We start from the raw sequence: 19033 nt of genomic DNA on the forward strand, positions 1-19033 counted from the left end.
CACGGTCGTCCTACCGTGGAGACATGAGCGGCAGCACGGTGACGCTGTTCCTGTGCGGCGACGTGATGCTGGGGCGCGGAGTGGACCAGATCCTCCCGCACCCGGGCGATCCGGCCCTGCAGGAGGGATACGTCGGCGACGCCCTCGGCTATGTCCGGAGCGCGGAGGCCGTGAACGGCCCGATCCCCGCCCCCGTCATCCCCGCGTGGCCGTGGGGCGAGGCGCTCGGGGTGCTGGAGGAGGAGTCCCCTGACGTCCGGATCGTGAACCTGGAGACGTCCGTCACCCGCAGCGACGCGTTCGCTCCGGGCAAGGGGGTCCACTACCGCATGAGCCCGGCGAACATCCCCGCGCTGCTGGTGGCCCGGCCCGATGTCTGTGTCCTGGCCAACAACCACGTGCTGGACTTCGGGCGGGCGGGGCTGACCGAGACCCTGGACACCCTCTCCCGCGCGGGGCTGCGTACGGCGGGCGCCGGGCGGGACGCGCAGGAGGCGCGCGCTCCCGTGGCGGTCCCGGTGGGCCGTGGCGGGCGCGTGCTGGTGTTCGCGCTGGGTGCGTCGTGCAGCGGCATCCCGTCCGACTGGGCGGCGGGCCCCGACCGGCCGGGCGTCGCGTTCGTCCCCGCCCTCACCCGGGCCGAGGCCGACGGAGTCGTGGAGCGGGTACGCCGGGTCAGACGCCCGGGGGACATCGTCGTCGTCTCCGTGCACTGGGGCTCCAACTGGGGCTACCGCGTCCCCGAGCGGCAGATCCGCTTCGCACATGCCCTGGTCGACGGCGGTGTGGACGTGATCCACGGTCACTCCTCGCACCATCCGCGCCCCGTCGAGGTGTACCACGAGCGGCTCGTGCTGCACGGCTGCGGCGACTTCGTCGACGACTACGAAGGCATCACGGGGTACGAGGCGTACCGCGACGACCTCCGGCTGGCGTTCCTGGTCTCGGTCGAGGCGGCCACCGGACGCCTCAGCGGACTGCGCATGGTGCCGCTGCGGGCCCGTCGGATGCGGCTGGAGCCCGCTTGCGCCGAGGATCGCGACTGGCTGCGCGAGACGCTGGAGCGGGTCAGCAAGGATGTGTCCATCGCCGTGGCGGCCGACGGGGCGCTGACGCTGGAACTCCCGGGCCGGTCCGCTCTGGACCGGCGGCCCGGCGGGGCGCAGCCTGAAGAGTAGGGCAACGACGGGGGGATCAGCGCACGGAGGTGATCACGGTGGAAGCGAAGCAGTGGACCGTGCAGATCTACATCACCGAGGAAGGCGACGACACCCAGGCGCGTGCCGTGCTGACCACTCGCGACACGTCGACCGTCACCGGCCGGGGTGTGGCGCGGCGGAATCCGGTCGACCGGCCGGTGCCGGAGATAGGGGACGAACTGGCCGCCAGCCGCGCGCTGGAGGACCTCGCCATCCGGCTGCACGACGTGGCCGCCGACGACATCGTCCAGCTGGCCGGTCCCATCGAGGCATGAGCGGGCACTCGGTCCCGTCGCGGGTCCCGCCCGGCGCTGTCGGCCGTACGGGATCCGCGACCGGCCGCCGCGGATGAGGGCCCGGCGGCCGTCACGCGTGGGGCACGACGGCCACGGGGCAGTAGATGTGGTGGATGGCGGAGTGGGTGGTGGGCCCGGTGCGCGGGCCGATCCGCCGCTGGGTGAGGTGGTGTCCCACGACCAGGAGGCTCGCCCCGGTCGCCGCGCGCAGCAGTGCGTTGGCGGGCTTGTCCTCGACCACCGTCTCCAGGACCTCCACCTCGGGATACTTGTCGCGCCACACCTGGAGCACCGCCTTGAGGAAGCCGAGCCACTCCTCGGCCCGCCGGGGATCGTCGATCAGGCCGATGTCCCCCTCGCCCAGGCCCAGCGGCCCCGGCGGCTGCCAGGCGTGCACCGCCCGCAGCCGGGCCCGCCGCAGCCGCGCCGCCTCGAAGGCGAACTCGATGACCTCGTCGCACGGCTCGCTCAGGTCGACGCCCAGCACCACGTCCCGGTATCCGGTCGTGGTCGAGGCGCTGCCGTCGGGGGCGGGCAGATGCTCGTCGGCGGTCTCCTCACCGGCCCGCACCAGAACCACCGGCCCGGTCGCCCGCGCCACCACGCCGAGGGCGACCGAACCCACCAGGAACCCGGTGAAGCCGCTCAGCCCCCGCGATCCCAGCACCAGCAGTTCGGCCCCCTCGGCCGCCTCCCGCAGCACCTCGACCGCGGGGCCCTCGACCAGCTCGTCGTGCAGCCGGACCTCGGGACACGCGGCGCGCACCCCTTCCTCCGCCTGACGCAGTGTGCGCTGGGCGAGGTAGCGGCGGCCGGCCGCGGCCGTGCCGTCCTCCTTCGCGCTCGGCGGCGGGTTCCAGGCATGGACCAGACGCAGTGGCCGCTCGCGGCGTGCGGCCTCACGGGCCGCCCATTCCGCGGCGGCAAGGCTCTCGGCGGATCCGTCCACTCCGACGACGACGGGCGGAAGCATCATGCCACCTCCAGGTGTTGGGCCTGCTTCCCGATGCCAGCGTCCTGCGTCCGGCGCCGGACCGGGAGGGGCTGTCAGGGCCTCACCGGGGACCAACCGGCCCACGTCCGGGCTCTGTTGGCAGCCAGCATGTCTCCCCCGGCTGCAACCGGACCGAACGGCCGGGCAGCCGGAGGTCGATCGGGGCGCGGTCGGACGACGGCACGGTGACCTCCAGCTGGCCGCGCTCCAGCCGCAGGCGTACGCCCCAGTGCCCGTGGAAGCGCAGGACGAAACCGTACGACGACAGCTCGGGCAGCGGCACGGGGTCGAGCCACAGCGCCCCGTCGCGGGTCTCCATGCCGGTCAGCCCGCGCTGAACCAGGTCGAGGGTGCCCGCCATGGCGCCCAGGTGGATGCCCTCACCGGTGGTGCCGCCCTGCAGATCGGCGATGTCGCCGCGCAGGGCCTCCTGGCAGTACGCCCAGGCTTCGGCCCGTCGGGCACGCGCCAGGATCCAGCCGTGCACCAGACCGCTGAGGGTCGAGCCATGGCTGGTGCGGCAGAGGTAGTGGTCGACGGTGCGCTGCCAGGTCTCCTCGTTCAGCCGGTAACCCAACCGGTCGAAGAGGGAACGGAGTTCGGCTGGTGAGAAGAGGTAGCCGAGCATCAGTACGTCGGCCTGTTTGGATGCCCGGTAGCGGTTGACCGTGTCGCCCTCCGCCTCCAGGATCCGGTCCAGGCGCCGGATGTCGCCATAGTGCTTCCGGTACCCGTCCCAGTCGAGTTCGGCGAGATCGCCGTAGCCGTCGAACTGGCTGATGACGCCTTCGTGGAAGGGCACGTGAAGGGTGCGGGACACGTCCTCCCACTGCTGGAGCTCGGCATGGTCGAGGCCGGTGCGCTCGACGAGTTCGAGGCGGCGCGGCTCGGGCAGGGTGCGCAGCAGTTCCAGGGTGCGGGCGAGCACCCAGGCGGCGGTCACGTTGGTGTACGTGTTGTCGTCGAGTCCGGGCTCGGGCCGGTCGGGGTAGGCGTCGTGGTACTCGTCGGGGCCCATCACGCCCCGGATGCGGTGCCGGCCCAGACGGTCGTCGTAGATCGCCGAGTCGGCCCAGAAGCGGGCGATCTGCAGCAGCATCTCGGCGCCCTTGGTGTGCCGGAACTCGGCGTCGCCGCTGGCCTCGCAGTACTGCCAGACGTTGTACGCCACCGCCGAGCCGACGTGCCGCTGGAGCCGCGAGTGGTCCGGCAGCCACCGCCCCGAGCGGGGGTTGAGATGCAGCGCCTGTGTCTCCTCGCGCCCGTCGCTGCCGCTCTGCCACGGGTACAGCGCGCCACGCCGGCCCAGGGCGCGGGCCGCGGAGCAGGCCTGGTCCAGGCGGCGGTGGCGGTAGCGGAGCAGGGCGCGGGAGACCTCGGGGAAGTGCAGGTTGAGGTAGGGCAGGACGAACAGCTCGTCCCAGAAGACATGGCCGCGGTAGGCCTCGCCGTTGAGCCCCCGGGCCGGTACCCCGACATCCAGGTCGGCCGTGTGCGGGGAGAGGGTCTGGAGCACATGGAAGAGGTGCAGCCGCAGGATGCGTCCGGCCTCTTCGGGGACGTCGAGTTCGGCCCTGCGCCACAGCTGGTCCCAGGCCCTCAGATGGGACTCGAGCAGTTCGTCGAATCCGGGCGCGGCGCCCACCCGGTCGACGGCGGCGCGCAGCGGGTCGCTGATCGCCGGGTCGCGCGAGGTGTGGAGGGCGACGGTCTTGTCGACGGTGACGGTGCGGCCCGCGGTGAGCGGCAGGGTCAGCCGCTGGACGGCGCGCGGGGGTTCGTGCCGGTCCGACACCGGTGCGAAGGCGGTGAGACGGGCCGCCATACCGATCCGGATGTCCGAGGTGCGGGTACGGCAGCGCAGCCACACCGTGTCGGGCGCGGCCGTGCCCGTGACCACATGGGTGAGATGACGGCCGTCCAGGTCCCGGTAGCGCGCCACACCGGCGTTGGTGACGCCGCCGTCCAGCGTGGCCTCGACCTCCAGCTCGCCGGTGTGGCCCTCGGCGGTGAACTCGGTGCGCAGGGCCGCCAGGTGCGGGTCGGCCATGTGGACGATGCGCAGCTGGCGCACGCGCAGGGCCCGCCCGTCGCCGAGCCCGTAGCGGGTCAGGCGTTCCAGCAGGCCCGAGTCCAGGTGGAGGACCATCCGGTGGTCGAGGACCTCGGCGGTGTCCGGCGTCAGCCAGTCCGCTCCGGTGGGCCGCTGTGGCCCGGTGGGGCGGAAACGCAGCGGCAGCCAGTCCGGGAGGTTGACCATGTCCTCGTTCTCGACGCGGCGTCCGGCCACGTCCGAGGTGAGCCGGTTGTAGCAGCCGGCCACATAGGTGCCCGGATAGTGCACGCCGTCCGCGGCGCACTCGGGCAGGGCCCCGCGTGTGGCGACATAGCCGTTGCCCAGTGCGCACAGCGACTCCCTGAGACGCTCGTCCGCGGGCTCGTAGCCGTCGTACTCCCACGTCCAGCCCGTCACGCCGGCGGTCCCCCTTCGACTTGTCGTGCGAGGTCGGGTACGACGGTGTCGGCGCTACGGCGCGCGGCGGGAATTCCGCGCCCGCAAAGCGTCCGGTTGGCACCTGTCGTGGGGCCGCGGTCCACGAGACAGTGGAGACAGGAGCGGCACCGATCCCCCGCGGTGTCGCTCCGCCCGTGCGCCCCGTCGAAGCGGAGCAAGCCCCGGCTCAGACCCTGATCCTGCGGCCCGTGACCGTGTCGGGTGCGATGCGCACCCACAGGTCGCGGTGGCCGCCCGTCCACGGTGTGCTGTAGGCCTCCGCATCGAGCCGACTCCGCTCGTCGGGGTCCGTCACCGTGCGCGCCCGTCCGCGCACGAGGACGCTCCAGCCGCGGCTGAACGCGTCGTCGATACGGTCGACTTCGAAGGCGACCTGGTGGCCCGCCGCCAGCGACGGCGTCGTACCGGCCCCGGTCCTGAAGACGACCGCGCCGTCGACGATGCTGTAGTTGACGGGCACGATCACGGGCCCCGACTCCGTGGACACCGCGAGCCGGCCCACGCCGTGCGTCGACAGCAGCTCCCCGCACTCGCTCGGTCCCAGTTCGGTGAACTCGGGTGCCCGCCCTGCGCGTCCGGGACCGGGAGGCAGCTCGGTGTCGCCGCCGGTGAGTTCGGACACCGTGGTCTCCAGCACCTCGGCCAGCCGGACCAGGAGGCCCGAGCCCGGTGCGGCACCGGGTTGCTCCTCCAAGTATCTGAGGTAACTGGGGGCGACGCCCGCGCGTTCGGCCGTCTTGGCGCGGGTCAGGCCGAGTTGGGTGCGCCGGGCGACGAGCCGGCGGCCCAGGTCGCCGACCGGCGCTCCTTCCGGCCCGTTCGCCTTCGTGCGTTCGGCCATCAGCCGTCACATCCTCTCGTCGGGCCCGCCTCAGTCCGTGCGCACGGCCACTTCGTGCTGCTCCCCGCCGAGGACCACCTTGAGCGCGCCGGTCTCGGCGGCCCCGGCGAAGACCTCGTAGGCCTCCTCCATGCGGTCGAGCGGGAAGATGTGGGTGACCATCTGCTCGGTCGGCAGCCGTCCGGCGGCCGCCATCCGCAGCAGGGTGGGGGTGGAGAACGTGTCGACCAGCCCGGTGGTGATGGTCACGTTCTTGATCCACAGTTCTTCGAGGTGCAGGGTCGCGGGCTTGCCGTGCACACCGATGTTGGCCACGTGCCCGCCCGGCCGCACCATGCGGGTGCACAGCTCGAAGCTCTCCGGCACGCCGACCGCCTCGATGACGACGTCCGCGCCGAGCCCGTCGGTGAGGTCGTCGACCAGCTGTCCGGGCGCCTCGTGGACGTCCGCGACGGCATCGGCGCCGAACCGCCTGGCCGCCTCCAGCCGGGCCGGTGCCAGGTCCACGGCAATGATCCGTTCGGGCGCGAACAGGCCCGCCGTGGTGATCGCCGCGAGTCCGATCGGGCCGGCCCCGACGACGGCGACGGTGTCCCCGGGGCGTACGTGCCCGTTGAGCACGCCCACCTCGTAGGCGGTCGGGTAGATGTCCGCGAGCAGTACCGCGTCCCTGCTCGCCACACCGGCGGGCAGCGCGTGCACGGACAGGTCGGCGTAGGGGACGCGCACGTACTCGGCCTGGGTGCCGTCGATCAGGTGCCCGAGGATCCAGCCTCCGCCGCCCCGGCACTGGCCGTACGAGCTCTCACGGCAGTAACGGCAGCGGCCGCAGGCGCTGATGCAGGACACCAGGACCCGGTCTCCGGGCCGTACGGTCCGTACGTCGCTGCCGACCTCGACGATCTCACCGACGGCCTCGTGCCCCAGCACGGTGCCGGGCTGCACCTCGGGTACGTCGCCCTTGAGGATGTGGAGGTCCGTCCCGCAGATGGTGACCTCGCCGATCTGCACGATCGCGTCGGTGGGCTCCTTGATGGCGGGGTCGGGGACCTCCTCCCAGGCGGACTGTCCCGGGCCGTGGAAGACGAAGCCTTTCATGTCGCCCTCACCCTCCTTTCCGGTCGGGCGGTGCAGGGGCAGGGAAAAGCCTCTTTGCCCCGTAGATCCAGCTTGCCCTGCCCTGACGGGTTCCGCTTGGGCCGTACGGCCCCCGGGGCCCGCCGGACGGGGCCCCTGCGGCCCCTGGTCGGCCCATGTCGTACCGCGGTGCCTGCTGTCACCTTCGGAACTGTCACCAGGAGCGAAGACGACGAGGGGGTGCGCGGCGATGCGCGAAGGCAAGTCCGCACGGCGGCGGCGGTGGCTGTGGCGCTGGCGGAGCAACCCGTTGCGACGGCACGACGACATCGTCGAGGCCTGGCTGGTGCTGGGCGTATGGACGCTCGTCGTGCTGGGCGGCGCGGTCGCCGGCCTGGTGACGGCCCACGCCGCGGACGAGGTGTTCGCACGGCAGCGCGCCGAGCGGCATCCCGTCCGGGCCGTGCTCCTCGCCGACACCCCCGCCAGCACGCTTGCGACCTGGGGCAGGGGCGACCGGGCCTGGGCCACGGTGCGCTGGACCGCGCCGGACGGCACCACCCGTACCGGCCGGACCCTGGTGGGCACCGATCTGGCGGCCGGAGCCTCGGTCACGATCTGGCAGGACCAACACGGTGGGCTCACCGACCGGCCGACCGGTCGTACGGAGGCGTCCCTCGAGGCCGGCTTCGTCGGGGCCGGGGCCGCGTTGGCCCTGACCGGGGCCGTCGTCGGCGCCGGCGCCGTCGTACGGTGGCGGCTCGACCGGCGGCGTATCGACGAGTGGGGCCGGGAGTGGGCTCTGGTCGGCCCGCGGTGGGGGCACAAGACGGGCTGACCTTCCCTCTGCCGAGTCGGCCCGATCGCGCTGCAATGGAAGGGGGCGGTTCACCGCCGGCGGCGGGCGTGAGGAGGTGCCGTATGCGATTCGACGACCGTACGGACGCCGGGCGCCGCCTGGCCCGGCGACTGGAGTATCTGCGCGGCGCGGACGTGGTGGTGCTCGGGCTGCCCCGGGGCGGGGTCCCGGTGGCGTACGAGGTGGCGCGGGCGCTCGGCGCGCCGCTGGACGTGCTGGTGGTCCGCAAGCTGGGTGTGCCGTGGCAGCCGGAGCTGGGCTTCGGCGCGATCGGCGAGCAGGACGTGCGGGTGCTCAACGAGGATGTGATCCGCGACACCGGGCTGGAGCCGGCCGAGCTGGCGGCCGTGGAGGCGGACGAGCGGGTCGAGCTGGAGCGGCGGGTGCGCGAGTACCGGGCCGGCCGCGATCCCGTACCGCTCGCCGGGCGGACCGTCGTGGTCGTGGACGACGGACTGGCCACCGGTGCCACCGCGCAGGCCGCGTGCCGTGTCGTACGGGGCAGGGGCGCGGCCCGGATCGTGCTCGCCGTCCCGGTCGGGGCGGGGCGGGCGCTCCCACTGCTGCGTGCGGTGGCCGACGAGGTCGTGTGTCTGCACAGCCCGGCCTACTTCGGCGCCGTCGGCGCCTGGTACCGCGTCTTCGACCAGACCGGCGACGCCGAGGTCACCGACCTCCTGGCGCGCCCCGCGTCCGGCTCCCCCGCCCCTCCCGACGCGCCCTCGCCGAACCGCGAGGTCGAGGTGCCGGCCGGGCGGGTACGGCTGGCCGCCCGCTTCGTGCTTCCGGAACCGGCCGGGGCCGTGGTGGCGTTCGCGCACGGCAGCGGCAGCGGCCGGCACAGCCCGCGCAACCGGTACGTGGCCGCCGTGCTCAACCGGGCCGGTCTGGGCACGCTGCTGCTCGACCTGCTCACCGAGGACGAGGAACGCGACCGGCAAAACGTGTTCGACATCGACCTGCTGTCCCGGCGGCTGCAGTCCGCGGCCCTCTGGCTGCGCCGGGAGACCGACCTGCCCGTGGGCTACTTCGGCGCCAGCACGGGTGCCGGCGCGGCGCTGGAGGCCGCCGCCGACGACTCCGGCATCTGCGCGGTCGTCTCCCGCGGCGGCCGCCCCGACCTGGCCTCCGCCGCCTCGCTGGCCCGGGTGCGGGCACCGACGCTGCTCATCGTCGGCAGTCTCGACACCCAGGTGCTCAGCCTGAACCGGCTCGCCGCCGACCGGCTGCAATGCGAGCACCGCCTGGCGGTCGTACCCGGCGCGAGCCATCTCTTCGCCGAGCCGGGCACCCTGCCCGTCGTCGCCAAACTGGCCAGCGACTGGTTCACCACCCATCTGGCACCCCCCGACCAAACCGGCTGACGCGCCTGGGCTCGCGTAGGCCCCTGGCCCCAAGTGCCCACGTTTCGGGGCCGTTCGGCCCCTGAACCGGCACAGCGGCAGGCGTCAGGGTGGAGGGCGCGTGGGGGGACACGCTCCCTCGCGGCGGAGAGGTGGACGGTCATGCAGCGAGTGATCCTTGCCGGAGTCGATCCCTCGGCGGGCGGCCGGGCCGCGGCCGACTGGGCGGAGGACGAGGCGATACTGCGCGATCTGCCGCTGCGCGTGGTCCGCACCTGGCCGCGGGACCCGGGCGAGGCCGGGGTGACCGTCACGGGTCTGGGCCTCGGCCCGGAGGACATGGCGGCCGACGCCGAGACTCTGACCTGCCCATTGATCCTGGTCCCGGACGCTCCAGCCCGCTCGAACCACACCGGCGGGGTCACCCTCGGCATCGACGCCCGCCGTCCCGCCGACGCCGCGATCGACTTCGCCTTCGAGAGCGCCCGGCTGCGTGGCCTGCGGCTGCACGCCGTGCACGCCTGGGCGCTGCCGCCGAGTGCCGCCGAGTTGCCCTTCGCCGTACCGGAGGAGGACCGCGCCACCTGGGAGGACCACGAGGTCCAGCTGCTGACGGACGCTCTGCGCCCCTGGCGCGCGAAGTACCCGGACGTACCGGTGTTCCAGGACGTCGTCTCGTTCACCCCGTCCGAGGCTCTGCTCCATCACTGCGCACACGCCGCCCTGGTCGTGGTGGGACACAGGCGGGGCTCCGCGTGGGGGGACACCACGCGGAGCCTGCTGCGGGCCGGCACGTGCCCGGTCGCCGTCGTACCGTCCTAGGCGCTGCCGGGCGTGCCTGCCGGCGCGCCCGCTCGCTCAGTCGGTCAGGAGATCCGGTCGGACCAGGGTCCCCGACCTGCCGTGGGCGATCTCGTACGCCGCGTCCAGCGCTCCGATCGCCGCCAGTGCGCCGGTGTTCTCGACGAACCGGGCGACCGCCTCCGCCTTGGGCCCCATGGAGCCCTCGGGGAAGCCGCCGCGGCGCAGCTGGAGGGGGGTCACGTCCGAGAGGGGCCGCTGCTCGGGGGTGCCGTAACCCTCGTAGACGTACGGCACGTCGGTGAGGACGAGCAGGAAGTCCGCCTTGAGGTGCTCGGCGAGCAGGGCCGCGGAGAGGTCCTTGTCGACGACGGCTTCGACGCCGGTCAGCGCGCCCGTGACGGGGTCGGCGGTGACGGGGATCCCTCCTCCGCCGGCGCAGATGACCAGGGCGCCGCCGCCGAGCAGATCGTGGATCGTCTCGGTCTCGACGATCCGCCGGGGGTCGGGTGAGGGCACGACCCGCCGCCAGCCCCCCGTGTCCTCGGCGATGTGCCAGCCCCGCTCGCGGGCGAGGGACCGGGCCAGCTCACGGGGGTAGACCTGGCCGACGAACTTGGTGGGCCGGTCGAAGGCCGGATCCTCGGCCCGCACCAGGGTGTGGGTGACGAGGGTGGCGATCCGGTGGCCGGGCAGGGCGTTGTGCAGGGTGCAGGCCAGCAGCGACCCGATCATGCCCTGGGTCTGGGCGCCGAGCAGATGCAGCGGGTACGGGGCGCTCAGGTCCGGGTCGGCGGCGCTCTCCATGGCGAGCAGGCCGATCTGGGGGCCGTTGCCGTGGGTGATGACCAGCTCGTGCTCATGGGCGAGGGCGGCCAGCGCGGTGGCGACCCGGTCGATGTTGGCCTGCTGGACCGCGGCGTCGGGGCGTTCGCCGCGGTGGAGCAGGGCGTTGCCGCCGAGGGCGACGACGATGCGCATGGCTTCAGTCCTCCAGGGTGGCGACGAGCACGGCCTTGATGGTGTGCAGCCGGTTCTCCGCCTGGTCGAAGACGATCGACGCCGGAGAGGAGAAGACCTCGTCGGTGACCTCCAGGCCGTCCAGTCCGTGGGTGTCGAACAGGTCCCGGCCGAGGCGGGTACTGCGGTCGTGCAGCGAGGGGAGGCAGTGCATGAACTTTACGTCCGGGTTCCCGGTGAGGGCGAGCGTCTTGTCGCTGACCTGGTACGGGAGCAGCAGCTCGATGCGCTCGCCCCAGGTGTCGGCGGGCTCGCCCATGGAGACCCAGACGTCGGTGTGGAGGAAGTCGGCACCGCGTACGGCGGTCTCGACGTCCTCGGTGAGGGTGATGCGGGCGCCGCTGCGGTCGGCCAGGGTGCGGCAGGTGGTGACGAGTTCCGGGTCGGGCCACAGCTGCCGGGGAGCGGCGATGCGTACGTCCATGCCGAGCAGGGCGCCCATGGACAGCAGGGAGTTGCCCATGTTGTTGCGGGCGTCGCCGAGGTAGCAGTAGGCGATGTCCGGCAGCGGCTTGGGGCTGTGCTCGTGCATGGTCAGCACGTCGCACAGGCTCTGGGTGGGGTGTGCCGTGTCGGTCAGCCCGTTGTATACGGGGACGCCGGAGCGGGCGGCGAGTTCGGTGACGATCGACTGGGCGGAGCCCCGGTACTCGATGGCGTCGAACATGCAGCCGAGGACGCGGGCGGTGTCGGCGATGGACTCCTTGGCGCCGATGTGGGTGTCGCCGGGGCCGAGGTAGGTGGTGGCGGCTCCCTGGTCGGCGGCGGCGACCTCGAAGGCGCAGCGGGTGCGGGTGGAGGTCTTCTCGAAGATCAGCGCGAGGTGCTTGCCGGTCAGCCGGGGCCGCTCGGTGCCCGCGCGCCTGGCCGCCTTGAGGCCGGCCGCGAGGTCGAGGAGGTGGTGGATCTCGGCGGAGGTGAAGTCGAGTTCGCTCAGGTAGGAGCGGCCTCGCAGGTCGACGGTCATGGTGGTTCCCCTTGCTTGATCGGTGCTCGATCAGACGGCCGGGTCGCGTTCGATGGGGCAGCTCATGCAGCGCGGGCCGCCGCGGCCGCGGCCGAGTTCACCGCCGGCGATGGTGACGATCTCGAGGCCCTGCTTGCGCAGATAGGTGTTGGTGGTGACGTTGCGCTCGTAGCCGACGATCACTCCGGGGGCGATCGCGAGGAAGTTGTTGCCGTCGTCCCACTGCTCGCGCTCGGCGTTGCGGATGTCCTGGGGCGCGCAGAGCATGCGGACCTTGTCCAGGTCGAGGGCCTCGGCGAGGGCGGTCGCGAGGTCGGAGTTCGCCGCGACGTCGAAGCCGGCCTCGCGCGTGTCACTGGGTGTGAGCGTCCACGAGCGCAGGGAGTCGGCGAGGCCGGGATAGATGGTGAAGGCGTCGCGGTCGACCATGGTGAGGACCGTGTCGAGGTGCATGTACGCGCGTGCGGACGGCAGTTGGACGGCGATCAGTCGTCTGGCCGTGCCGCCGGCGAACAGCCGTGCCGCCAGGTTCTCCACCGCCTGGGCGGTGGTGCGCTCGCCCATGCCGACCATCACGGCTCCGTTGCCGAGGACGTGGACGTCGCCGCCCTCCAGGGTGCCCACCACGCCGTCGAGGATCGGTTCGGTGATGTGGCCGGCGAACCTGGGGTGGAAGCGGTAGATGGCCTCGGCATGCAGGCTCTCGCGCCGGCGGGCGCTCTTGGCCATCGGGTTGATCGACAGACGGTCGTACATCCAGCACGAGTTGTCGCGCGGGAAGAGATGGTTGGGCAGCGGGGTGAGTGCGAAGTCGTCCCGGTCGAGGGCGTTCCAGACCAGGCTGTGCGGTGCGGCGATCGGCAGGTCGCTCATGAGGAGCCCGCCGATGAGATAGCCGGCCAGGGTCTCCCCGTCGAGGTCGGCGCAGAGCGCGCGCACCGGGTCGATCAGGGCCGGGCCCACGGTGGCCGGAGTGATGGCCCGGTCGAGCAGCCAGTCACGGGCCTCGGGGACGTCGAGGGTCTGGGCCAGCAGGTCGGAGAAGTAGTGGACGCGTGCGCCGTAGTCCCTGAGGACCTGGGCGAAGGCGTCGTGCTCCTCGCGGGCGCGCTTGGCCCACAGGATGTCGTCGAAGAGCAGGGCGTCGACGTTGCGCGGGGTGAGGCGCGAGAGTTCGAGGCCGGGGCGGTGCAGGATCACCTGGCGCAGGGGGCCGACCTCGGAGTCGACGTGGAAGGTGTTCATGGTGGGAGTTCCTTTGTGCTGTGGTTCGGTCAGTCGTGGTGGCCGAGGCCGTTGCGCTTGCGGGTGCCGCCAATACGGTTGGTCCGGAGCCCGCGGGAGATCCGCTGGGTGGGCGGGGGTGTCTCGGGTGCCCGGTCCTCCTGGGCCGGGATCGTCACGGCCGTGGGGGCCGTCGGCTCGCCGTAGCTGCCCTGGCCCCGCTTGAGCCAGACGTAGACCGGGATGCCGAGCAGCAGGACGAACAGGCCGTAGTAGACGGTCTGGTAGCCGCTGCCCTGGATCGACCAGTACGAGAAGACGAGGGCGAGCGAGGCGATGGTGATGTCGCGGGCCAGCCGGCGGGGGCTGAGGCTGTCGCGGCCGCGGACCAGCAGCCAGTACAGCTGGGCGGCGGCGGAGAACAGGTAGGGGATCACCGCGGTGAGCACGCTCAGCAGCACGATCTTCGTGAAGACGTCCTCGAAGCGTGTGTAGCTGAATACCGTGATCAGCGAGGCCAGCACGGTGGAGGCGACGATGCCGAAGGCCGGGACCCCGCTCTCACCGCGCAGCTTGGCGAAGACGCCGGGGAAGAGGCCGTCGCGGGCGGCGGCGTACGGCATCTCCGCGCACAGCATGGTCCAGCCGTTCAGGGCGCCGATGCCGGAGATGATGGCGGCCGCGGCGACGGCGTCGCCGGCCCAGGTGCCGCCGAAGATGTTGTTCGCGGCGTCGGTGAACGGCGCGGTGGAGGAGCCCAGGTCGGCGTGCGAGACGGTGCCGAACACCGCGAGGGTGCCGAGGATGTAGATGACGGCGCAGGCGAGCGTGCCGTACACGGTGGCGCGCGGCACGTTGCGTCCCGGCTCGCGGACCCGCCCGGCGACCACCGAGGCCGCTTCCAGGCCGAGGTAGCTGAACAGGGCGATGGCCCCGGCCGCGGAGATCGCGCCGAGCGCCGACTGGCCGCTGGCGTTGAAGGCGCCGAAGTTGCCGGCGTCGATGAAGAGCAGCCCGACGGTCGCCATGAAGACCAGTGGGACGAACTTCAGCACGGTCGTGATCACCTGGAAGGCGCCGATGTTGCGCACACCGGTGAGGTTGATCGCGGCCGGTATCCACAGCCCGACCAGCGCGATGAGTACCGATATGCCGGTTTTGTGGCCGGTGTTGACGAAGACCTCGACATAGCCGACCCAGGCCACCACGATCGCCGCGTTCCCGGCCCATGCCGTGATCCAGTAGGACCAGGCGTTGAGGAACCCGGCGAACTCACCGAAGGCCTCGCGGGCATAGACGTACGGTCCGCCGCTCGCCGGGACGCGCTTCGACAGGGCGCCGAAGGTGTGTGCCAGCGCGAGGGCGCCGAGGGTCACGACGACGAAGGCGACGAGGGAGATGGGGCCGTAGGGGGCGAGCGCGGAGGGGAGGGCGAACACTCCGGTGCCGATGATGCTGCCGATCACGAGCGCGGACGCGGCCGGCAGACCGAGGGCGGCCGTGGGCGCCGCTCGGTCTCCTCTGCGTGTGTTACTGGCCATGGCTGTGCTCCTTGTGCGGTCCGTTACGGAGGGGTCGGCCCGTCAGCCATGCTTCTGTGGCGCGCAGAGGTGCGGACAGCGGCCGGATGGCCCGGAGGGGGTCCGATGGTCCTCTTGTACCGGGCCCGCTCAGCCCAGGTGAGCGTGCGGTCGTCCGGGTGTCAGTAGCTGCTGCCGAGGGTCCGCGTCGTGTAGGCGCACTCCGTGTAGATGTAGCCGGAGCGGAGCTTGGCGGTGTCGGAGGCGGGGGTCGCCGTGCTGATGCCCCGCGGCTTGTGCACGAAGTACGTGGTGCCGGGCGGCAGGCTGATCGTGCGCTGTGGGTAGTGCTTGCCGCCGTCGCTGCAGGGCTTGAATCCGATCGTGATCGAGGCGGCGAAGGAATAGGCCTTGCAGCTGCCGCAGGCCTTGAGCGAGAAGCTGCCGGTGACCGGGCCGGTGTAGTAGACCGTGATGGGGTCGGGACTGTCGTTCTTGACCGTGACGGAGATGCTGCCGCCGGAGGCGGTGGTGGGCAGTCGCTTCCCGGCGGCCGGCAGCGTCTGGGCGACCTCGGCTGCGATGGAGATTTTCTTCGCGCGGGCCCGGTTCTTGTCGTTCTTGTGGTCGGCGACGAACTCGTCCATGGTCTGCTGCGCCGCCTCGAAGTCGCCGTCCTTGTACTGGTCGACTCCGCAGGCGTACTCCCCCGAGTCGGCGCTCCGGCCGGCCCGGTCGGCACTCTTCGTCAGATCGGCTGCGGCGTCACCCGCGCTCCCCGAGAGGTCGCTGATCCGGGTCTTCAGACCGCGCAACCGCTCGACGGCGGCACAGGGGTCGGAGCCGCGTACGTTCTTCTCCGCGCCGGCCACCGCCAGGTCGACGGCGGGCGCGACCTTCGTCGTCTGCTCGGACCGGGGGAATGTGCTCAGCAGCTCACCGAAGTGGGTGACCCAGTCCGCCTCGCCGGAGGACAGGCTGCTCGATCCGCACTCGTACAGCGAGGTGGCCAGCCGGTCGTCGGGCCACCGGGTCAGCGCGCCGAGCTCCTCCTTCGGCATGGTGCGCGGCACCGTACGCAGATACTTCAGCGGCGCGATCGCCTCGCAGTAGCGCTTGCGGCCGTAGTCCGCACCGACCGTCGCGTAATAGGTCTCCATGCTGTCGGGGACACGGTCGGCCGCGCGGGAGCCGGAATGGTGGGCCGCGAGGTCCTCGTACACGTCCAGGGCCGTGCCGTAGTCGGACCTCGCGCTCTCGAAGGACCGCCGGCCGCTCTTTGCCACCAGCTGGTCGGCCTCGTCGAGCCGGTCGAGGAGCTGTTGCTGGATCGCTTCCTCGCGGGCGTCGTCGTACAGCACCGCGCCGCCGACCGGTGCGGCAAGGAGAAGCACGCCCAGCAGCAGCGCGAGGGGCGGTCTTCCGGGCCAGGCCAGTGTGGTGCGCAGTCCGGCGAACGCGCCGTGGACGGCGGCCAGAGCGAGGAACACGAGGTAGACGGAGAGCGCGAGTCCCGGGACGCCGTCCGCGTCCGCGGGCAGGGCGACGAGCAGCAGGACGGCCGTCGCCGCCCAGCACACGGCCATCAGGACCCGGCGACGCACGAGGGCGTAGCCGAGGCCGAGGCCGCTGAGATTGAGCAGTGCGACCGCCACCGCCCGCCAGGCGTCCGGCGGTGCGGGCGGCGGGCTCGACGGCATGGGCGGCACGACAAAGCCATGGTTGGGGCCGTACGGATCACCGGACATGAGGGCTCCCCCCGTCAACACGACCCATATGTCTGCGAGTTGGCAGTGTACGGCCAATGGTGTGGGTTCGACAGGGCTCCCGGGTTCCTCAGCGCGGCACGGGCGCGGGGTGCGGTACGGCCGTCAGCACCGCGGAGACGACGCCCTTCGACGACGCCATGACGTCGGCCACGAAACGCAGTCGTCCGACGCGGAGTTGACTGAGACCGGCGCCGTGGTCGGCGGCCACCACGAGCACCACCGCGAGCAGCAGCAGCTGCCACAGGGCCGTCACGGGGTGCCGCAGCAGCCGGGGCAGTTCCAGGAAGGAGACGTGCAACCGCTCGCAGTGGAAGGGCACATGGCGCTCCTCGTCGGCCAGGATGCGGCCCGCCACGTCGGAGGCGAGCGCGTCGTCCGTGCCGTCGCACAGGGCCCGGTAGTAGCGCAGCGCCACGACCTCCGCGATCATCAGCACCAGCAGTTCCGTGCGCAGCCCCAGCAGCCGCCGGAGCCGTACGAAGACCTTGTCGCTCCAGTGGCCCGCGAGCGTCGGCATGCCACCGGCGGCCAGCAGGCCGGCCAGCAGCCGGGCGTGGTTCTGTTCCTCGGCGACGAACAGCCGTACCGCGTCGGCGTATTCGGGGTCCCCTGCCGCCTCGGCCTTGGCGATGAGATTGGTGCCGTCACCGTCCTCGCCGACCTGGAAACGCTGGATTCCCGCCCATAGCGCGCGGTGCAGCGTCGCTCCCCGCGCCCAGTCCGGGTCGCCCTGCGCCTGCCTGCGCTCGCGCTCCTCCTCGAATCGCCTTGTCCAGTCGGCATGTCCGCCCGTACGCACGCGGCCTCCCGTCGTCCCCGGAGCACGGCTCCCGTGCCCGGATCGAGGAGGACGCATGCGTCGACGGAACCGTTCCCGCGGGACCGGAGGTGGGCGTCAGCCGCCCAGTGCCGTCAGCACCACCGACTTGGCCTCCTCCTGCACCCGGGCGAGGTGGTCGGGTCCGAGGAACGACTCGGCGTAGATCTTGTAGACGTCCTCGGTGCCCGAAGGCCGTGCCGCGAACCAGGCGTTGGCGGTGGTCACCTTGATGCCGCCGATCGAAGCGCCGTTGCCGGGAGCCTCGGTGAGGACGGCGGTGACCTCTTCTCCCGCCAGGCTCCGCGCGGTGACCTGGGCCGGCGAGAGCTTCGCGAGGAGGGCCTTCTCCTCCCGGGAGGCCGGCGCGTCGATGCGCGCGTACGCGGGGCGGCCGAAGCGGGCGGTGAGTCCGGCGTAGTGCTCGGACGGCGTCCGGTCGGTGACGGCCGTGATCTCGGACGCGAGGAGCGCGAGGAGGATGCCGTCCTTGTCCGTCGTCCACACCGAGCCGTCCCGGCGCAGGAAGGACGCCCCGGCCGACTCCTCGCCGCCGAAGCCGAGCGACCCGTCGAGCAGCCCGTCGACGAACCACTTGAATCCCACGGGGACTTCGACCAGTTCACGGCCGAGGTCGGCGGCGACGCGGTCGATCATCGAGGACGACACCAGCGTCTTGCCGATCCCCGTGCCGGCGGGCCACCGCTCGCGGTGCTTGTAGAGATAGGCGATGGCAACGGCGAGATAGTGGTTGGGGTTCATGAGACCCGCGTCCGGTGTGACGATGCCATGGCGGTCGGCGTCGGCGTCGTTGCCCGTGGCGATGCGGAAGCGGTCGCGCCGCTCGATGAGCGAGGCCATGGCGTACGGAGACGAGCAGTCCATGCGGATCTGTCCGTCCCAGTCCAGCGTCATGAACCGCCATGTGGGGTCGGTGTGCGGGTTGACCACCGTCAGATCCAGGCCGTGCTGTTCGGCGATACGGCCCCAGTAGGCGACGGACGCCCCGCCCAGCGGGTCGGCGCCGATCCGCACACCTGCCGTGCGGATCGCGTCGATGTCCAGCACGCCGGGCAGGTCGGAGACATAGCTGCCGAGGAAGTCGTACCGCTCGGTCGTGGGTGCGGCGAGCGCGCGCGGGTAGCTGATGCGGCGTACGTCCTTGAGACCGCCGGCGATGATCTGGTTGGCCCGGTCCTGGATCCAGGAGGTCGCCTCGGAGGCGGCCGGACCGCCGTTCGGCGGGTTGTACTTGAAGCCGCCGTCGGCGGGCGGGTTGTGCGACGGGGTGACCACGACGCCGTCCGCGAGGCCGGTGCCACGGCCCCGGTTGTGGGTGAGGATGGCGTGCGAGACCGCCGGGGTGGGGGTGTAGCCGTCCTCGCTGTCGATGAGCACGGTCACGTCGTTGGCGGCGAACACCTCGAGGGCGGTGACCTTCGCGGGCTCCGACAGCGCATGCGTGTCGGCTCCGAGGAAGAGGGGGCCGTCGACGCCCTGGCTGTCGCGGTACTCGCAGATGGCCTGGCTGGTGGCGGCGATGTGGTCCTCGTTGAACGCGGTCGCCAGCGACGATCCGCGGTGTCCGGAGGTGCCGAACGCCACCCGCTGTCCGGGCTCGGCCGGGTCGGGGTGCAGTGCGTAGTACGCCGTGACCAGCCGGGCCACGTCGACAAGGTCCTCGGGACCGGCCGGCTTGCCCGCTCGCTCGTGCGGCATGGGTCCGCTCCTCCGCATCGGTTGATCCGTCGCTCGACGTCTCATCATTCCCCTTCACGGCCGGGGAACGCG

General features: G+C 72.2%; 16 protein-coding genes. 5 read left to right on the forward strand and 11 right to left on the reverse strand.

Annotated elements, in window-relative coordinates; translation table 11 throughout:
* Positions 1-23: 23 nt before the first annotated feature.
* Complete coding sequence (locus ACFY1J_RS27095) at positions 24-1178, forward strand: CapA family protein (protein ID WP_390732128.1); 1155 nt, start codon at positions 24-26, stop codon at positions 1176-1178.
* A gap of 29 nt (positions 1179-1207) precedes the next feature.
* Positions 1208-1474 carry a DUF1876 domain-containing protein gene (locus ACFY1J_RS27100; protein WP_390709562.1) on the forward strand — a complete coding sequence of 89 codons (267 nt, stop codon included), beginning with the start codon at positions 1208-1210 and terminating at the stop codon, positions 1472-1474.
* 91 nt (positions 1475-1565) lie between these two features.
* On the opposite strand, the gene ACFY1J_RS27105 is transcribed toward ACFY1J_RS27100, so the two are convergent.
* The 4 genes from ACFY1J_RS27105 to ACFY1J_RS27120 all read right to left on the reverse strand — a co-directional run bounded on the left by ACFY1J_RS27105 (position 1566) and on the right by ACFY1J_RS27120 (position 6943).
* Positions 1566-2468: a universal stress protein gene (locus ACFY1J_RS27105; protein WP_390732170.1), complete on the reverse strand. Its 903-nt coding sequence runs from the start codon at positions 2466-2468 to the stop codon at positions 1566-1568.
* A gap of 82 nt (positions 2469-2550) precedes the next feature.
* Entirely contained in the window at positions 2551-4962 is a 2412-nt protein-coding gene (locus ACFY1J_RS27110) for a glycoside hydrolase family 65 protein (RefSeq protein WP_390732129.1), read from the reverse strand.
* A 208-nt stretch (positions 4963-5170) separates the two neighbouring features.
* A complete protein-coding gene (locus tag ACFY1J_RS27115; RefSeq protein ID WP_390709564.1) occupies positions 5171-5845 on the reverse strand; it encodes a helix-turn-helix domain-containing protein in 675 nt (224 codons plus the stop codon).
* Positions 5846-5875: 30 nt separating this feature from the next.
* Entirely contained in the window at positions 5876-6943 is a 1068-nt protein-coding gene (locus ACFY1J_RS27120) for a zinc-dependent alcohol dehydrogenase family protein (protein WP_390709565.1), read from the reverse strand.
* Between the two features lie 229 nt (positions 6944-7172).
* On the opposite strand from ACFY1J_RS27120, the gene ACFY1J_RS27125 reads away from it, so the two are divergent.
* From ACFY1J_RS27125 to ACFY1J_RS27135, 3 genes are all read left to right on the forward strand, one after another.
* Positions 7173-7760 (forward strand): hypothetical protein, encoded by a 588-nt coding sequence (locus ACFY1J_RS27125; protein ID WP_390732130.1) that lies wholly within the window; start codon positions 7173-7175, stop codon positions 7758-7760.
* A gap of 83 nt (positions 7761-7843) precedes the next feature.
* Positions 7844-9145: a phosphoribosyltransferase family protein gene (locus ACFY1J_RS27130; protein WP_390732131.1), complete on the forward strand. Its 1302-nt coding sequence runs from the start codon at positions 7844-7846 to the stop codon at positions 9143-9145.
* 141 nt (positions 9146-9286) lie between these two features.
* Positions 9287-9946 carry a universal stress protein gene (locus tag ACFY1J_RS27135; RefSeq protein ID WP_390732132.1) on the forward strand — a complete coding sequence of 220 codons (660 nt, stop codon included), beginning with the start codon at positions 9287-9289 and terminating at the stop codon, positions 9944-9946.
* A 36-nt stretch (positions 9947-9982) separates the two neighbouring features.
* Here ACFY1J_RS27135 and ACFY1J_RS27140 read toward each other — a convergent pair whose 3' ends face one another.
* From ACFY1J_RS27140 to pgm, 7 genes are all read right to left on the reverse strand, one after another.
* Entirely contained in the window at positions 9983-10906 is a 924-nt protein-coding gene (locus ACFY1J_RS27140; RefSeq protein ID WP_390709569.1) for a carbamate kinase, read from the reverse strand.
* 4 nt (positions 10907-10910) lie between these two features.
* On the reverse strand, positions 10911-11912 hold the full coding sequence (gene argF / locus ACFY1J_RS27145; RefSeq protein WP_390732133.1) for an ornithine carbamoyltransferase: 1002 nt from the start codon (positions 11910-11912) through the stop codon (positions 10911-10913).
* Between the two features lie 30 nt (positions 11913-11942).
* Positions 11943-13157 (reverse strand): arginine deiminase, encoded by a 1215-nt coding sequence (locus ACFY1J_RS27150; protein ID WP_390732134.1) that lies wholly within the window; start codon positions 13155-13157, stop codon positions 11943-11945.
* Between the two features lie 29 nt (positions 13158-13186).
* Positions 13187-14677 (reverse strand): APC family permease, encoded by a 1491-nt coding sequence (locus ACFY1J_RS27155; RefSeq protein WP_390732135.1) that lies wholly within the window; start codon positions 14675-14677, stop codon positions 13187-13189.
* 161 nt (positions 14678-14838) lie between these two features.
* Positions 14839-16404, reverse strand: coding sequence for a hypothetical protein (locus tag ACFY1J_RS27160; protein ID WP_390732136.1), 1566 nt, complete (start codon positions 16402-16404; stop codon positions 14839-14841).
* An 88-nt stretch (positions 16405-16492) separates the two neighbouring features.
* A complete protein-coding gene (locus ACFY1J_RS27165; RefSeq protein ID WP_390732137.1) occupies positions 16493-17224 on the reverse strand; it encodes a ferritin-like domain-containing protein in 732 nt (243 codons plus the stop codon).
* A gap of 96 nt (positions 17225-17320) precedes the next feature.
* Positions 17321-18961 carry a phosphoglucomutase (alpha-D-glucose-1,6-bisphosphate-dependent) gene (gene pgm, locus ACFY1J_RS27170; RefSeq protein ID WP_390732138.1) on the reverse strand — a complete coding sequence of 547 codons (1641 nt, stop codon included), beginning with the start codon at positions 18959-18961 and terminating at the stop codon, positions 17321-17323.
* Positions 18962-19033: the final 72 nt, after the last annotated feature.

The organism is Streptomyces sp. NPDC001406 (assembly GCF_042895285.1).
In the GTDB taxonomy this organism is placed as follows: Bacteria; Actinomycetota; Actinomycetes; order Streptomycetales; family Streptomycetaceae; genus Streptomyces.

Excerpts from the sequence above, each read along its gene's own strand:
- ACFY1J_RS27160 (WP_390732136.1), bottom strand. The coding sequence starts at position 16,404 with ATGTCCGGTGATCCGTACGGCCCCAACCATGGCTTTGTCGTGCCGCCC.
- ACFY1J_RS27130 (WP_390732131.1), top strand. The coding sequence starts at position 7,844 with ATGCGATTCGACGACCGTACGGACGCCGGGCGCCGCCTGGCCCGGCGA.
- ACFY1J_RS27155 (WP_390732135.1), bottom strand. The coding sequence starts at position 14,677 with ATGGCCAGTAACACACGCAGAGGAGACCGAGCGGCGCCCACGGCCGCC.
- ACFY1J_RS27105 (WP_390732170.1), bottom strand. The coding sequence starts at position 2,468 with ATGCTTCCGCCCGTCGTCGTCGGAGTGGACGGATCCGCCGAGAGCCTT.
- ACFY1J_RS27150 (WP_390732134.1), bottom strand. The coding sequence starts at position 13,157 with ATGAACACCTTCCACGTCGACTCCGAGGTCGGCCCCCTGCGCCAGGTG.
- ACFY1J_RS27135 (WP_390732132.1), top strand. The coding sequence starts at position 9,287 with ATGCAGCGAGTGATCCTTGCCGGAGTCGATCCCTCGGCGGGCGGCCGG.
- ACFY1J_RS27125 (WP_390732130.1), top strand. The coding sequence starts at position 7,173 with ATGCGCGAAGGCAAGTCCGCACGGCGGCGGCGGTGGCTGTGGCGCTGG.
- ACFY1J_RS27120 (WP_390709565.1), bottom strand. The coding sequence starts at position 6,943 with ATGAAAGGCTTCGTCTTCCACGGCCCGGGACAGTCCGCCTGGGAGGAG.
- ACFY1J_RS27140 (WP_390709569.1), bottom strand. The coding sequence starts at position 10,906 with ATGCGCATCGTCGTCGCCCTCGGCGGCAACGCCCTGCTCCACCGCGGC.
- argF (WP_390732133.1), bottom strand. The coding sequence starts at position 11,912 with ATGACCGTCGACCTGCGAGGCCGCTCCTACCTGAGCGAACTCGACTTC.
- ACFY1J_RS27095 (WP_390732128.1), top strand. The coding sequence starts at position 24 with ATGAGCGGCAGCACGGTGACGCTGTTCCTGTGCGGCGACGTGATGCTG.
- pgm (WP_390732138.1), bottom strand. The coding sequence starts at position 18,961 with ATGCCGCACGAGCGAGCGGGCAAGCCGGCCGGTCCCGAGGACCTTGTC.
- ACFY1J_RS27115 (WP_390709564.1), bottom strand. The coding sequence starts at position 5,845 with ATGGCCGAACGCACGAAGGCGAACGGGCCGGAAGGAGCGCCGGTCGGC.